The organism is Schaalia vaccimaxillae DSM 15804, from assembly GCF_000420425.1.
GTDB classification, from domain to species: Bacteria; Actinomycetota; Actinomycetes; order Actinomycetales; family Actinomycetaceae; genus Pauljensenia; species Pauljensenia vaccimaxillae.
The window spans coordinates 25,265-40,239 of record NZ_ATUX01000010.1; the positions used below are offsets into that span (position 1 = coordinate 25,265).

Annotated in this window: 13 protein-coding genes; 5 read left to right on the top strand and 8 right to left on the bottom strand. The window is 57.6% G+C overall.

Features of this window, described 5'->3' with window-relative positions; translation table 11 throughout:
• Window positions 1-127 precede the first annotated feature (127 nt).
• From G439_RS0108935 to rpmH, 8 genes are all read right to left on the bottom strand, one after another.
• Window positions 128-1,576, bottom strand: a complete 1,449-nt coding sequence (locus G439_RS0108935) for a ParB/RepB/Spo0J family partition protein (protein ID WP_022868842.1) — start codon at window positions 1,574-1,576, stop codon at window positions 128-130.
• Window positions 1,577-2,174: 598 nt separating this feature from the next.
• Complete coding sequence (locus tag G439_RS0108940) at window positions 2,175-3,002, bottom strand: ParA family protein (RefSeq protein ID WP_051125760.1); 828 nt, start codon at window positions 3,000-3,002, stop codon at window positions 2,175-2,177.
• Window positions 3,003-3,174: 172 nt separating this feature from the next.
• Complete coding sequence (rsmG, locus tag G439_RS0108945) at window positions 3,175-3,828, bottom strand: 16S rRNA (guanine(527)-N(7))-methyltransferase RsmG (RefSeq protein ID WP_026459570.1); 654 nt, start codon at window positions 3,826-3,828, stop codon at window positions 3,175-3,177.
• A 182-nt stretch (window positions 3,829-4,010) separates the two neighbouring features.
• Window positions 4,011-4,568, bottom strand: a complete 558-nt coding sequence (locus tag G439_RS0108950; RefSeq protein ID WP_022868845.1) for a Jag family protein — start codon at window positions 4,566-4,568, stop codon at window positions 4,011-4,013.
• 98 nt (window positions 4,569-4,666) lie between these two features.
• Complete coding sequence (yidC, locus tag G439_RS0108955) at window positions 4,667-5,995, bottom strand: membrane protein insertase YidC (protein ID WP_022868846.1); 1,329 nt, start codon at window positions 5,993-5,995, stop codon at window positions 4,667-4,669.
• 10 nt (window positions 5,996-6,005) lie between these two features.
• Window positions 6,006-6,548 (bottom strand): membrane protein insertion efficiency factor YidD, encoded by a 543-nt coding sequence (yidD, locus tag G439_RS12885; RefSeq protein ID WP_022868847.1) that lies wholly within the window; start codon window positions 6,546-6,548, stop codon window positions 6,006-6,008.
• On the bottom strand, window positions 6,545-6,898 hold the full coding sequence (gene rnpA, locus G439_RS0108965; RefSeq protein WP_026459571.1) for a ribonuclease P protein component: 354 nt from the start codon (window positions 6,896-6,898) through the stop codon (window positions 6,545-6,547). Before rnpA ends, yidD begins: the two co-directional genes overlap by 4 nt.
• A gap of 10 nt (window positions 6,899-6,908) precedes the next feature.
• On the bottom strand, window positions 6,909-7,049 hold the full coding sequence (gene rpmH / locus G439_RS0108970) for a 50S ribosomal protein L34 (protein WP_022868849.1): 141 nt from the start codon (window positions 7,047-7,049) through the stop codon (window positions 6,909-6,911).
• A 506-nt stretch (window positions 7,050-7,555) separates the two neighbouring features.
• On the opposite strand from rpmH, the gene dnaA reads away from it, so the two are divergent.
• The 5 genes from dnaA (at window position 7,556) to gyrB (ending at window position 14,927) form a co-directional block, all read left to right on the top strand.
• Window positions 7,556-9,100, top strand: a complete 1,545-nt coding sequence (gene dnaA, locus G439_RS0108975; RefSeq protein ID WP_022868850.1) for a chromosomal replication initiator protein DnaA — start codon at window positions 7,556-7,558, stop codon at window positions 9,098-9,100.
• Window positions 9,101-9,545: 445 nt separating this feature from the next.
• Window positions 9,546-10,682 carry a DNA polymerase III subunit beta gene (dnaN, locus tag G439_RS0108985; protein WP_022868851.1) on the top strand — a complete coding sequence of 379 codons (1,137 nt, stop codon included), beginning with the start codon at window positions 9,546-9,548 and terminating at the stop codon, window positions 10,680-10,682.
• Window positions 10,683-10,689: 7 nt separating this feature from the next.
• Window positions 10,690-11,880, top strand: coding sequence for a DNA replication/repair protein RecF (recF, locus tag G439_RS0108990; protein ID WP_022868852.1), 1,191 nt, complete (start codon window positions 10,690-10,692; stop codon window positions 11,878-11,880).
• Between the two features lie 79 nt (window positions 11,881-11,959).
• On the top strand, window positions 11,960-12,712 hold the full coding sequence (locus tag G439_RS0108995; protein ID WP_026459572.1) for a DciA family protein: 753 nt from the start codon (window positions 11,960-11,962) through the stop codon (window positions 12,710-12,712).
• A gap of 187 nt (window positions 12,713-12,899) precedes the next feature.
• Entirely contained in the window at window positions 12,900-14,927 is a 2,028-nt protein-coding gene (gyrB, locus tag G439_RS0109000) for a DNA topoisomerase (ATP-hydrolyzing) subunit B (protein WP_026459573.1), read from the top strand.
• The last annotated feature ends 48 nt before the right edge of the window (window positions 14,928-14,975 follow it).

The window sequence follows — 14,975 nt, forward strand, 5'->3', positions numbered from 1 at the left end:
CGGTCCAATTTTCCGTCGCCTTTACCTCAATCGGCTACTTTAGTGACCAGTCGCACCATGTTGTGGTCACAGTTCGGAATTGCAGCGACCTATTGGATGCACCGCTTGCATCATTTTGTAGGCAGGGTCACTTGGTCGTCGGCATAATGACATCAGCCAGTCTTTGGAGGTCTTCTGGGCCAGCAAATTCAATGACGATCTTGCCTTTGGTTCGCCCTTCGGTGATGGTGACACGGGTGTCGTAGGCGTCTTGAAGCGCGTTAACGACCCTCTCCCCCAGTTCCGAAATCTTTGCTGAACTGCGTAAACGTGGCTTCGGAGCTGCTTTAACACGTCCGAGGCGCACAAGCTCTTCAGTAGTTCGCACAGAAAGGCCTTCGGCAACGATCCGTTCTGCGAGCCGTTCCATTTCTTCGGCAGTGTTCAGAGAAAGGAGCGCTCGGGCGTGACCAGCTGAGATCACCTGCGCTGCAACCTTCTTCTGTACAACGGGCGGCAGTTTAAGCAGGCGTAGGGTGTTTGCGATCTGTGGGCGTGATCGCGCGATTCTCTTGGCAAGCTCTTCTTGAGTGGCACCGAAATCGGCCATGAGCTGCTGATACGCGGATGCTTCTTCGAGAGGGTTGAGTTGAACGCGATGCAGATTTTCGAGTAGAGCGTCGCGAAGAAGATCTTCATCCTCGGTGGATCTGATGATCGCAGGGATCGTCGTCTCCCCCGCTAGCTCGGAGGCACGGGTTCGTCGCTCACCCATAATGAGTTCGAAGCGAGCCCCTGGCTTTTCTTCGAGATATTCTTTGAGTCGCTCGTTCGGCTCATCCTCGAATTGGATCGGCCTGACGACAACCGGCTGCAGAACGCCAACCTCTTTGATCGAAGCCGAGAGCTCCACCAGATCATCTTCATCGAAGATCTCTCGCGGCTGACGTGTGTTCGAAACGATGTAGTCAATCGGAATTTCGGCGAAGGTAGCACCCGGAACCGGCATTAACTCCACCGGTGTTTCACGTGAAACATTGCCGGTGAGTACATCTTCGAAGAGTTCCTTATCGTGCGCCACGTCGTCAGCAACCGATTGCTTTGAGGACGTCGGAGCGGCTCCACCCGCAGCTTTTTCAGCCGTCGCTTGCTGACTCACACTTGCCTGAGTGTGCGTCCGATCCGATTGAGATCGCTCTGTGACCACACTCTTAGTTTCGACTGACGTCTGCGCGGAAGATTGCACGGCAGCGGTAATTTCCGAGGTCGCGGCATCTTTGGATGATCGTTTCGACGCCTTTTTAGGCGCAGCTTTTTGAGCATCTTTGGTCGAGGCTGACATACCTTTCTTTTTTCCAGTATCTTTTGTTGAATCAGACGATCGTGGTTGCAAGAGTTCTCTGGCCGATCCTCCACGCGAGCGGCGCGCAGATGATCCCCTGTCCGGAAAGAAGACGTCGAGTGGATCCGAAGATGTTGACGAGGTCGTCACGCCGTCCTGCTGCGATGTTGTCGAAGGAATCAAGGCACCCAAGCCTCGCCCTAATCCTGATCTGCCGCCCCTACGTGCAGATGTGGTCGAGTTTAATTCCGACATGGCGCATCTTCCTTCCTTCGGCTAGAGACTATTGTTTCACGTGAAACATTCAGTGACGAATCATTTGTCTCTGTCTCCAGGCTCTCAATCACTCGACAGCTCGAAGACAGATTGATTCAATAGCTCAACGGTAGGTTCCGCCCAGTCTTTGCAGGGCTCTCAAACTTCAGCGCGATGCAGCGCCAAGCCCAAACTGTAGGACCCAACTACATGCACCACGTTGCGACATGCCATCTCGAGAAAACTCCGGGCATAGCAGCTTATTGTACGTGCAAGGCGATCGGCCTCTTCAAGCGAGTACCTAGCCACACATGTTGCCGGCGTCCTCATCAAAGATGAGAGCTTGCCAGCAAGCGCTGCCTCGTTGATCTCATAGCAACAATGTGTCAGCAGGCCAGTTCATATCGGCGGTCGGTTGCTTCGTTCCAAATCTCCAATGCGGCAATGTTTCACGTGAAACATTGCTCTAAATTGAGCTAGTTTTCAGCGGCGACAGTCTGGAACCCTCGAACGACCACGCAACCAACAGCCTCGATTGTTTCACGTGAAACAATCGGGAACTTCGATCAGAAGCTGGCATCGGAAGAAAGTAACAACCTCAGCCACGCTGGGGCAGAACGCCTGCTAGACGCAAACTAAGTTCAAGAGCCGCTTTACGATAGGCGATTGCCCCCGTTGACCGAGGATCATACGTCACCACCGTTTGCCCATATGAGGGGGCCTCAGAGATGCGCACTGACCGTGGAATAACGGTCTTCATTGTTAAGTCCGGGAAATGCTGACGCACTTCGTTTTCGACTTCTTCGCTGAGCTTGGTGCGACGATCCGACATTGTCAGCAACATTGTCGAGACGTGGAGATCAGGGTTCAGACTCTTGATTCGCTCGATCGTATTCCATAGCTGGCTCAAGCCCTCAAGCGCGTAGTACTCGGTTTGGATTGGAATCATCACCTCATGAGCAGCCACCATGACATTAAGCGTCACCAGACCCAATGAGGGTGGGCAGTCAATAAGGACGACATCAATATCTCGGTGAACAGCCAGAAACTCGCGAACAGCATCGGCCAGAAGGAACTCTCGCCTCGAAATATCGACCAATTCAATCTCGGCGCCCGACAGATCGATGGTGGCCGGGCATACCTGTAAGCCCTCAATGTCAGGGCAATCCAGCAAAACCTCAGCTAGGGGAGTGCCACCAATGAGAACGTCATAAGTGGATGGGGTGCCCGAACCGTGTTCAATACTCAGGGCGCTGGACGCATTTCCTTGCGCGTCGGCATCAATGACGACGACCTTGAGTCCACCCATTGCCAGCCCGGCTGCAATATTGACTGCGGAGGTTGTCTTACCAACGCCGCCCTTCTGATTAGCAACCGCAATGACACGGGTTCTGGCAGGCCTACCAAAGGTAGCGGCATCGAGCATCTTGCGATCTTCAAAATTACGTTCGATCTGCGAAGACAGGGGAGTGGCATCCCTCTTAGCTGGGCTCACGTTAGCCGCCTTCCTGTCAATAAAGATGATCGATGAACTCACCCAGTTTAAGGCCCGCCGCCTGCAAGTGCGTCCACCCTCGCCCTCGAGCCAGTAGCTGAGATCAGATTCGCTTACACACCACGACGTACGTGGACTCTTCTTCCATGACGGAAGGAACCTCATGGATCGAGGCCCGAAGATGATGCCGTTTGAGTTCCAGCGCAGCATCCTCGACTTCGATAGCAGCGCGCCGCCCCTTGAGGGCAACCATGGATCCGCGGGGAGCAATGAGCTTGGATGTCATCCTCACAAGCTTCGACATATTTGCTACGGCTCGCGATGTCACGACATCGGCTTTGCCCTTGCCTCGTAGCTCTTCTGCTCGAGCCTGATGCAAGGTCACGTTGTCCAGGCCTAGGTTCTCGATAACATCCATGAGCCATTCACAGCGACGCTGCATCGGTTCTGCCAAGTGAACGTCAAGATCAGGTCTACAAATGGCAATAACAATGCCGGGTAGCCCAGCTCCCGAACCGATATCAAGAACCTGCCCGTGCCGCGGAAGAAAATCCAGGACAGCCGCTGAGTTCACGATATGACGCGACCACAACCTCGGCATCTCACGCGGACCCACCAGACCGCGGATCTCGCCCTCTTCCTCAAGCATGTGAGTGAACTCCTGGACATCGGCAAAAGCCGGTCCAAAGAACTCCCGTACTGCATCCGTGGGTTGCTCAGGATCAAAAGGGTCACCAACCTGGCGGCCGGTCTTCATCTGCTCAGCCTTAACGGGATCCGCTTTGGAACCACCAGTGACATCCATGCCGTCAGCCATCTCCACACTTTCTTATTTCACACCGCGGCCAAACTGATCTATCAACCAGGTTGCCACACCGAACCGAGTCGAGCATAAAGAATGCGGCCCGCATCCACACTGGACCGGGCCGCATCTATAGGTCACTCCTGAGAATCAGCCTCGACCTCGTCGACCTCAGCGTCAGCTGCAACGTCGGCCTCGTCCGAATCATCGGCAGCAAGGATGACCACACGACGGTGCGGTTCGGCGCCCTCGGACTCGGAGAACAAGCCTTCGCCAGCAACGACATCGTGGCAGACCTTGCGCTCAAAGGGGTTCATCGGCTCAAGCTTTTGCGGCTCGCCGGTGGCGCGCAGACGCGAAATAGCCTCGTGGGTGAGCTCTTGAAGCTCAGCCTTGCGGTCAGCGCGAAAGCCCGCAATATCGAGCATGAGGCGCGAACGCTCGCCGGTCTCGGTCTGAACAGCGAGGCGAGTCAGCTCCTGCAAAGCATCCAGGACCTCACCGTCGTCACCGACGAGGCGGTCAAGGGCGCCCTCGTTCTCGGTGATGATTTCGACGGAGGCGCGGCCGTTCTCAACATCGATCTCAATGTCGCCATCGAGGTCTGCAATATCAAGCAGCTCCTCTAAGTAGTCGGCGGCCAGCTCGCCCTCTTCTTCAAGGCGGGTCAGCTTATCTTTTTGAACTTCACTCATGGTCGAATCCTCCCACGGGGTTGACGGGTCTGGGGTACGGATGCGCGGATCGGCGGAACTTGCGTCGTCCTCGTCAACGAGGACGAACCCGCCCTTAATCAGCGCCTCTTCTTCTTGCTTTGGCGGCGAGCCTTGCGGCGCTCTTGACGGCGACGCTCAAGTTCTTCAGGGGACAGGCCCTCGTGGTCCAACTGGGCACCGGACGCCCCATCCTTAGCCTGACCTTGGGCGATACGACGTTGACGCGACTGTTTCTGTGCCTGCTCACGCTTGGCCTGCTGGGCGCGGCGAGCCTCGGCCTTCTCGGTAGCTTCACGCACGCCCTGCATCCACTGCTCGTCGGGCAAGGTGGTCCACTCTTGTGCGGACAGGTTGCGGTACACCGAGACCTTGTCGCCAGCAGTCATTGACTCAGGGAAGTCAGAAGCAACCTTCTGAGCCTTGGCTTGGCGTTGGACCTCGGCGAGAGTGGCTTCGTTGAGGGCCACGACCTGCGGGTCGGAAGAGTCGGTGGGAAGCTGGGCACGCTTGGCGTCGTAGTCAGCGAAGAATGGCTTGGCCCACTCGTGGTAGGCAGCTTGACGCTTTTCCACCAATTCGGTGTGAGCGGGTGAACCGGGGGTAGGGATGACCTTGATCGTCCACAGAGACTGGGCGAGTGCCCACACGGAACCGGTGAGCATATAGACAATGACGCCCATCTGGAAGAACGCGCCGGAGAAGATAAACATGGCCGGCATGACGTAGAGCATGGTCTTTTGCGACTGAACCATGGGGTTGTTTGGGTCGGCAGCCGGAGGCATGTTCTTTGTCATGGACAGGCGCATTGAGTAGAACTGCAGAGCCACCATGGCGATGATGAGGACGACGAATACGGCCACACCCATTGGTCCATCACCGGAGGTAATGGTGTGCGACAGCGGCACTCCCATCACGGTGGACTCATTAATGTCGGCGGCTGTGGCCTGATTGATGGGACCCAGGTGGTCGGTTTCGATACCGCCGTAAGAGTAGGTGCCGGCGGCCAAGTCCTTCACCGCGTAGATGGCCCGATACATGGCGAAAAGAACGGGCATCTGTACGAGCAGCGGAAGACAGGAAGCCATGGGGGAGACCTTGTGCTTCTTGTACAGGGCCTGCATTTCCTCGCTTTGCTTCATCTGCGAGGCTTGATCTTTCTTGCCTTTGTACTTGGCTTGGATGCGCTGAAGCTCAGGCTGGATGGCCTGCATTGCTCGTGAGGAGCGGATCTGGCGCAAGAAGAGCGGCAGGATCAGGAGGCGCACGATGATCGTCAGCAAGATGATCGAGATCACCCAGGCAACGCCGGGTCCATCGGCCATTCCAACCAGGACCAGCAGATCATGGATCTGCGCCCACACCCACGCAACGGCGACTGCGAAGGGGTGAATCATTTTATCGAACATGCGCGCTCCTTCAGGAAGCGAGGACGCGGGGTGCGTCCCTGTGTCGGGTGGCCGAAGCCGGAACATTCATGGGGACGAGGCCGACGCGGGCCTTCGTCAAGGGAGCCTGGTGTGTCGCCGGCTCCATGGGTGAGGTGGTGCTACAGGGTGCGTTGCCCGGTGTTGCGCCGCTTGCCGCGTTGTCTTCGCAGGTGTAGGTAGCGGCGGCCACGTCTTCAAGGCCCATAGGAGTGGGGCGCACGATGTCGGTGGCGTTGCCTGCCCAGTCGACCGGCGGTACCCATTCTTCGCTCGTCCACTTGCCTTTGGCGGGAACGTAGTCCACTCCGCCCAGGCTCCAGGGGTTGCATCGCAGGATCCGCCAGATTCCCAGGAGGATTCCTTTGATGATGCCGTGCACTTGGATGGCTTCGACAGCGTAGTGGGAGCAGGTGGGTGCGTATCGGCATCGCGGTCCGATCATGGGGGAGACCAGACGCTGGTATATACGAATAGGCAGTACGGCGATGGCGCGTAGCAGTGACGAGGGCGAGGTCGGGAAACGGTTGCTCATCGGGCATCCCATTTCTTCCATGCTCGTCTCATAGTCTTGTCGAGGTGCTGGCCTAGTTCGTCGGAGCTTCGCCCCAGGGCTTTTCCGCTGACGCGCACGACGACGCGGCCGCCCTCAGGGATTGTATTGAGGCGGTCCTTCATGAGGTGACGGAATTGCCGTTTGACGCGGTTGCGTCCGGTGGCGCGCTTGATTTCTCTCTTGGGCACGACGAAACCGACGAGGCGATCAACTCGTTCCTCGTCGGTTCGACAATGCACGACGACCAGCGGATCTCCGGCTCGTGATCCTTGACGGATGGCGGCTTGGAAGTCAGCTGGGTCGACCATGCGGTGCGCGCGTGGCAGCACCTCGCCAGTCTCAGGCGGACAGCTTCGCGCGACCCTTGCGACGGCGGTTAGCCAGGATGGCGCGGCCGGCGCGGGTGCTCATACGCAGACGGAAGCCGTGCGTCTTGGCGCGACGACGGTTGTTGGGCTGGAAAGTCCGCTTGGTGGTCACTGCAGTTCTCCTCGGCAGGAGCGGGGAATGTCTTCTCCGCTCAAGATCGGTTCGGTAGGTCCCACCGCAAATGTTGAGCGCAGGGGCCTCGGCGTATCCGGTTGTCATCCAGACACAGACGAAGAACCAGGTTAGAAGCCGCGCCTTAGCCAGTCAATGTGAACACCCTGCTTGTGACGAACACCTAGTCTCAACCTTTTATCCACACTTGTGGATTGGGCTGTGGACTTGGCTGTCCACATGACACCTGTGAACATTTTGATCCACAGTTGTGCACGAATTGATCTTTCCGCACAAACTCGGATACCCGCGGTTGTAATTACAAGAACGTGATTCGCGAGAGGTTATCCACAGACACATCCCCAGCCTGTGGAATGGGTTGTGTACCGGTTAGACTCCACACCCGTAAAGATATTCACCGGCCGCTGTGGATCGGTGATCGAACTCACGCACTCGTCACTGCGAGCCTTCGAAGGCTCGCACCCCTAGTACCTCGGAGGATTCCGGTGGAGACCGACTCATTGACCCAAGCCTGGGCCCAGGCACTCGATTCCATCTCCACCACCGAATTAGGCCCAGCCGCCACAAACTACCTGCACCAGGCCAAACCTCTCGGCAATATTGAGGGGACGATTCTTCTGTCTGTTCCCAATGACTTCACCAAGTCCTGGCTGGAAAATCGTGCCTCGAATGAACTCACCGCAGCCTTGAGTGCCACCCTGGGGCGCACCATCCGTATTGCCATTACTGTCGACCCAACTCTGGCGGCCCAGACTGACGAATCCAATGACTCAGTAGACTCCGATACTTCCAACTTGGCCAAAGCAACTCCTAGTCGAAGCGAAGACTTAGGCCATGACAGCACGGATCAAGCAGATCTTGACAACCCCAGCAGCCAAGAGGGCAGCAGCGCACCTTCTGCAGCCGAGGTGGCCTCGCCCTCGTCGATGAGGACACCTAAGATGGGTGCACCCACGCTGATGACCTCGCCGAATTCTTCGGCCACGCACTTAAATGCCAAGTACACCTTTGACACCTTCGTTATTGGGCCGTCCAATCGCTTTGCTCATGCCGCGGCCTTCGCCGTATCCGAAACCCCGGGGACGGCCTTTAATCCGCTATTCATCTACGGGGACTCGGGCCTGGGAAAAACCCACTTGCTGCACGCGATTGGGCACTATGCGCTGTCGCTGTACCCACACTTGAAGGTTCGCTACGTCAATTCCGAAGAATTCACCAACGAGTTCATTAACGCTATTCGTTTGAATAAGACGGATAACTCGCAGGTCGAGGCTTTCCACAGGCGATACCGCGAGCTCGACGTTTTGCTCATTGACGACATCCAGTTCATTGGGGACAAAGAGCAGACGGTTGAAGGTTTCTTCCACACCTTCAACGCCCTATATGAGGGTGACAAGCAGATTGTCTTGACGTCGGATGTGGCGCCCAACAAGCTCAATGGTTTCGAGGATCGGATGCGTTCGCGCTTCGCGTCGGGACTGCTGGTCGACGTTCAACCGCCAGACCTTGAAACCCGTATCGCCATCTTGCAAAAGAAGGCGGCCACGGATTCCCTGGAGGTTTCACCAGAGGTCCTGGAATACATTGCGTCGAGGATTTCGTCGAATATCCGTGAGCTTGAAGGCGCGCTGCTGCGCGTTGTGGCCTTTGCGAACCTGTCTCAGGAGCGCATCGACCTGCCGTTGGCAGAGATGATGCTCAAGGATTTCGTGTCTGATCCCAATGACCATGAGATCACTGTGCCGTTGATTATGGGTCAGTGCGCCCACTACTTCGGTGTGACGATTGAGCAGATGTCGAGTTCGGATCGTTCCCATGACGTGGTTGAGGCCCGACAGATCGCTATGTATCTGTGTCGTGAGCTCACGGACTTGTCGCTGCCGAAGATCGGTTCGGCTTTTGACCGCGACCACACAACGGTGATGCATGCCAATAAGAAGATCACGTCGCTGATGAAAGAAAAGCGCGAGACCTTCAACCACGTCACCGAGTTGACCAACCGGATCAAGCAGAAGGCCCGCGAATCCTAATTTCTTTTTCTCGCCGAGAGCAGACCTTATGGTCGCTTTTCAGCGATTTTTGGCTGATTTTTGCGCATAAGGTCTGCTCTCGGCGGAGGGGGCGGTGGGGATTGCACAGTTGGTGTGGACGAGGTCGTGGATGGCGATGGGTTTGTTGTTGATCGAGGACGAGCATCTGTGGATGATTGATCAGCTTCGAACATGTCATTCACAGGATGTCCTAGCGGATCCACAGCTTTGGACCCATGATCATCCACTGGCTAACTCCTTGTAATTACAAGAAAAAAGAGGGTTCTTAACAGAATCCACACACCTGATGATGATGGTGAATTTCAAGAAATCAGAATTTTTTGTTGTTCGCCCCCACATCACAGGTGCGTCTAACACTTAGCCTTGAAGCCCCCTGAGTGGGTAGAGTGGTGCAGTATTCGTCTGTCATCAACCGGAGGCCGGCATGAAGTTCACTGTCGCACGCGACGTCCTCGCCGAGGCCGTATCTTGGACCGCTCGGGCATTGCCCATTCGCCCCGCAAGCCCAATTCTTGCTGGCGTCAGGATCCACGCCGAGCAAGAAGAACTCACCCTGTCCTCCTTCGACTACGAGGTGTCTGCGAATTCGCAGATTCCCGCAACAGTTGAAACCCCCGGTGAAGTCCTGGTGTCGGGTCGCCTGCTGGCTGACATTTCGAAGTCTTTGCCCAACAAGCCGGTGACCGTTGAGCTCGACGGACAAAAGGTCAACCTGGTGTGTGGCACTTCCCGCTTCTCCCTGGCTGTCATGCCTCTGGACGAGTACCCGCTGTTACCGACCCAGCCGCAAAACGCTGGTGCTGTCGATTCCCAGGTCCTGTCCCAGGCGATTGCTCAGGTGTCGATTGCTGCTTCGCGTGATGACACGCTGCCGCTGCTGACCGGTGTGCGCATCGAAATCGAAGGCTCACACATGACACTGCTGGCCACCGACCGCTACCGCCTGGCTATGCGCGAACTGGACTGGGAGCCCACCGATCCGGCTGCTGAAGAAATCGCGTTGGTCAAGGCCCGCATCCTCCAGGACGTCGCCAAGTCAATGACGTTGGGCGCCAAAGTTGAGCTCGGTCTTGCAGGTGAGGCCCAGCCTGGTGCCTCCTCGCTCATTGGTTTTTCCGCCCAGGGACGCCGCACCACCTCGACTCTGATGGACGGCGACTACCCGCCGGTGCGTCGCCTCTTCCCCGATTCGACGCCGATTCAGGCCGTTGTTGACCGTCATGCGCTGCTCGAAGCGGTCAAGCGTATGTCCCTGGTGGCAGAACGTAAGACCTCCGTGCGTTTGGCTTTCTCCGAAGGCCAGCTGGTGCTCGAGGCTGGCCAGGGCGACAATGCTCAGGCTTCTGAAGCCCTCGAAGCAACCCTGACGGGTGAGGACATTGCCACCGCGTTCAACCCGCAGTTCCTCATCGACGGCCTGTCCGTCATGGACACGGACTATGTGCGTTTCGGTTTCACCCACCCGACTAAGCCCGCCGTTATGACGGGGCAGAAGAAAGCTGACGAGGGCGAGATCACCCAGTTCCGCTACCTGCTGATGCCCATCCGCTTCGGAATCTGAGTTCAAAGTGCGCGTCTCTCACGTCGCGCTCGATGATTTCCGGTCGTGGCGCACAGGGGTAGTTGAGTTCGCGGCCGGGCCAACCGTCTTACTGGGGGCCAACGGCCAAGGCAAGACGAATCTGGTTGAGGCCATCGCCTACCTGTCGACCTTTTCTAGCCACCGGGTGGCGGCCGAGGGCGCGCTGGTGCGTATCCCCTTGGATCGTGAAGAAGAAGTACCGGGTGGGGCAGTGGTTCGGGTGCGCTTGGTGTCCCACGAGGGGCGCGAGCAGGTTCTTGAGCTTGAAATTGTGCGCGGCAAAGCCAATCGTGCGCGCATTAATCGCACCCAGGTCAAGCCCCGCGAGATCGTGGGTTTGGTTAAGACTGTGGTGTTTGCACCCGAGGATTTGCAGTTGGTTCGGGGTGAGCCCGGGGTTCGCAGGCACTTCCTGGATGAGTTGGCGATCCAGCTGCATCCTCTTTTTGTCGGCGTGAAGTCGGACTTTGAGAGGGTTGCCCGCCAGCGGGCCGCGTTAATGAAACAGGCTCAGGCCAGGTCGCGCCGAGGCGAATCCGCAGACCTTTCAACGCTGAGTGTGTGGGACGTGCAATTTTCGCAGTTGTCAGCCAAGGTGACGGCCGCCCGCATGGAGGTGGTGCGCCTTTTGCAGGGGCCATCTTCGAAAGCCTATGACGATGTGGCGGATTCACCCCGGTCAATGTCAATGTCTTTTGATGCGTCGATTGATCGCACGATCGGTACGGATCCTGATGTGCCTGAAAGCGGTGACCTTGAAGATATTGAAGCTCAGACCGCCAGGTTGTTGGCGGCGCTGGAATCTGTGCGCGAGCGCGAAATTGAACGCGGCGTGAACCTGGTAGGAGCTCACCGCGACGATCTGTTCCTAGAATTGGGACACATGCCGGTCAAGGGTTACGCCAGCCACGGCGAGTCTTGGTCGGTGGCCTTGGCTTTGCGCCTGGGGTCTTTTGACATCCTCACCGAAGATGACGAAACCCCGATTCTGATTTTGGACGACGTGTTCGCCGAGTTGGATTCCAACCGCCGCAAGGGTTTGGCGAGGCTCGCCTCGCGGGCTGACCAGGTGTTGATTACTGCGGCTGTGGCCGAGGACGTGCCCGAATCCTTAAAGGCGACGATTATTCCGATCCGCTGGGACGCCGAAGCGGGCACGGTGATTGACGATGAATGAACTATTCGCGCACGACCAGGGAACCGCTGACTCCGAAATTTTAGGGGGCAACGATTCGAGTGCCTTCTCCGATTCGCGAATGAGCGACAGTGCGGACGTCACCACTGATCCGCCTTCTAGTGAAGGTGACGAGGTCGAAGAGTTTGCCGCACGCGCCCTCGAACGTGCCCAACGCACCGCCAGATCCCAGGGTTACATCCGCACGAAGTTGCCGAGTTGGGAACTGGGGGATGAGCCTCGCAAAGCAGGGCGCATCGATGGGGCGTCGGAGTGGGCGGCCGTTGAGGCGGGTGCCTCGTCTGCTTTCCAAAGCGAAACCGACGATCTTTCAACACGGTCGAAACAGGCCGACAGCGATTTTGGTGATGCGGACAGCGTTGACCCCGAAGGGGATTTGTCTGCCCTCAAACCCGTGGTGTCGCGTTCTGGGGCGTCCTGGGTCAAGGCTCCCGGTATGGCGGCGATGCGCTTGCAATATCGGCGTACGCGCTCACTTGGTGCCATGTTGAAGCGCACGATCCGCGTCAACCAGTGGGATACGCCCACGCGAATGGGGTCGATTATGGCCAAGTGGCCCCAGATCGTGGGTGAGACTGTGGCCGAGCATTGCGCGGTGGAAACTTTCGAGGACCACAAGCTCATTGTTAGGTGTTCGTCGACGGCGTGGGCTAAGCAAATGCAGTTGCTGTTGCCCACGGTTGAGAGGCGAATTGCCGAGGAGGTGGGCGCGGGTGTGGTGCGTCAGGTGATTGTGCGTGGGCCGGTGGCGCCCTCGTGGAAGAAGGGGCCTTTGTCGGTGCCTGGGAGGGGCCCGCGCGACACCTACGGGTAAGCGGTTTTGGTGATTGTTGTGCCCCAGGTGGAGTGTGACTGGTCACAGCCATGTTTGTGCAGGTCAAAATATGTTTGGTGAATGTGGCCTTTGGATGATCTTGACCTGGAACAGGGTCCTTTTTTGGTAGAATAGCCAAGGTTTAATGTCGAATTTTCAAGCATTCGACTCATGCGAGGGGAGCCACGTGGCTGACAACGAGAAGACCGCCGACGGAGCGCAAGGATACGGCGCATCCGACATCACCGTCCTCGAAGGCCTGGAAGCGGTGCGTAAGCGCCCAGGCATGTACATCGGATCAACGGGGGAGCGCGGTCTACACCACCTGGTCTATGAGGTCGTCGACAACTCCGTTGACGAAGCTCTAGCCGGATACGCCGACCACATTGAGGTCACCATCCTTGAAGACGGCGGCCTGCGAGTTGTCGACAACGGCCGAGGCATTCCGGTGGACGAACACCCCACCGAGCACAAGCCCACCGTTGAGGTCGTCATGACAATCCTGCACGCCGGCGGCAAGTTCGGCGGCGGCGGATATGCCGTTTCTGGTGGCCTGCACGGCGTGGGTATTTCCGTCGTCAACGCCCTATCCACCCGAGTTGACACCGTTATTCGCCGCCAGGGATATGCGTGGCGCATGTCTTTTGCTAACGGCGGCACCCCCATCACCGAGTTGGTGCGCGGCGAAGAAACAGAAGAGACGGGCACCACCCAAACCTTCTACCCGGACCCGTCGATCTTTGAAACCGTAGAGTTCGACTTTGAAACCCTGCGCACCCGCTTCCAGCAGATGGCCTTCCTCAATAAGGGCCTGCGCATCACCTTGACCGATGAGCGTTCCAGCGCCGTCGACGAGGGCGACGAAGTGACCGGCGACGAAATGGGGACCGCTGACGATCCGATTCCAGGCCGCCGCCAAGTGTCCTACATGTACGAGCACGGCCTGCGCGACTACGTCGAATACTTGGATTCGGCAAAGAAGATCGAGACGATCAACAACGAGATCATTGACTTCGAATCTGAGAACGCCGAAGGCACGATGAGCGTTGAGATCGCTATGCAGTGGACGACCTCGTACTCGTCCTCGGTGCACACCTTCGCCAACACGATTAACACCACCGAAGGCGGTATGCACGAAGAGGGGTTCCGTACCGCGCTGACCACCATCGTTAACCGCTATGGGCGCGACAAGGGCCTCATTAAAGACAAGGATGACAACCTCACCGGCGACGATGTGCGCGAAGGTTTGACGGCTGTGATCTCCATTAAGCTCACCGAACCCCAGTTCGAAGGCCAGACCAAGACGAAGCTGGGTAACACTGAGGCCCGTACTTTCGTCCAGCAGCAGGTGTACTCCCAGCTCACCGACTGGTTCGACGCTCACCCTGCTGACGCCAAAGCGATCATTGCCAAGGGCCAGGCCGCTCAGGCTGCTCGTGTGGCAGCACGTAAGGCCCGCGAAGCCACCCGCCGCAAGGGCGTCCTCGAATCAGCGTCCATGCCGGGCAAGCTGCGCGACTGCTCTAGTCGCAAAGCTGAGGACTGCGAAATCTTCATTGTCGAGGGCGACTCGGCAGGCGGTTCGGCTGTGGGCGGGCGCGACCCCGAACACCAGGCGATCATGCCGATCCGAGGCAAGATCCTCAACGTGGAAAAGGCTCGCCTGGACCGGGCACTGTCCTCAGACACCATCCGATCCCTCATCACCGCTTTTGGTACGGGAATTGGTGAAGACTTCGACTTGGACAAGCTGCGTTACGGCAAGATCATCCTCATGGCTGATGCCGACGTTGACGGCCAGCACATTGCCACGCTGCTGCTGACACTGCTGTTCCGCTACATGCGTCCCCTCATCGAACACGGTCACACCTACATTGCGATGCCACCCTTGTACCGCATTAAGTGGACGAACGCCGAACACCAATTCGCCTACTCGGACAAGGAACGCGACGAGTTGCTCGAAGCGGGATTTGCGGCAAACCACCGCCTGCCCAAGGAAGGTGGCATCCAGCGTTACAAGGGTCTGGGCGAAATGAATGACCATGAGCTGTGGGAAACCACTATGGACCCAGCCCAACGCATCCTCAAACAGGTGACTTTGGACGAGGCCGCGGACGCGGACGAAACCTTCACCATCCTCATGGGCGACGACGTCGATAGGCGCCGCAGCTTCATTCAGCGCAACGCCTCAGACGTGCGCTTCCTCGACATCTGACCCTAGCGGGTGCCCGGGCCGCTTGCCGGCCCCGACCTCGTGAATTGA

Excerpts from the sequence above, each read along its gene's own strand:
- G439_RS0108935 (WP_022868842.1), bottom strand. The coding sequence starts at position 1,576 with ATGTCGGAATTAAACTCGACCACATCTGCACGTAGGGGCGGCAGATCA.
- G439_RS0108940 (WP_051125760.1), bottom strand. The coding sequence starts at position 3,002 with ATGCTCGATGCCGCTACCTTTGGTAGGCCTGCCAGAACCCGTGTCATT.
- rsmG (WP_026459570.1), bottom strand. The coding sequence starts at position 3,828 with ATGAAGACCGGCCGCCAGGTTGGTGACCCTTTTGATCCTGAGCAACCC.
- G439_RS0108950 (WP_022868845.1), bottom strand. The coding sequence starts at position 4,568 with ATGAGTGAAGTTCAAAAAGATAAGCTGACCCGCCTTGAAGAAGAGGGC.
- yidC (WP_022868846.1), bottom strand. The coding sequence starts at position 5,995 with ATGTTCGATAAAATGATTCACCCCTTCGCAGTCGCCGTTGCGTGGGTG.
- yidD (WP_022868847.1), bottom strand. The coding sequence starts at position 6,548 with ATGAGCAACCGTTTCCCGACCTCGCCCTCGTCACTGCTACGCGCCATC.
- dnaN (WP_022868851.1), top strand. The coding sequence starts at position 9,546 with ATGAAGTTCACTGTCGCACGCGACGTCCTCGCCGAGGCCGTATCTTGG.
- G439_RS0108995 (WP_026459572.1), top strand. The coding sequence starts at position 11,960 with ATGAGCGACAGTGCGGACGTCACCACTGATCCGCCTTCTAGTGAAGGT.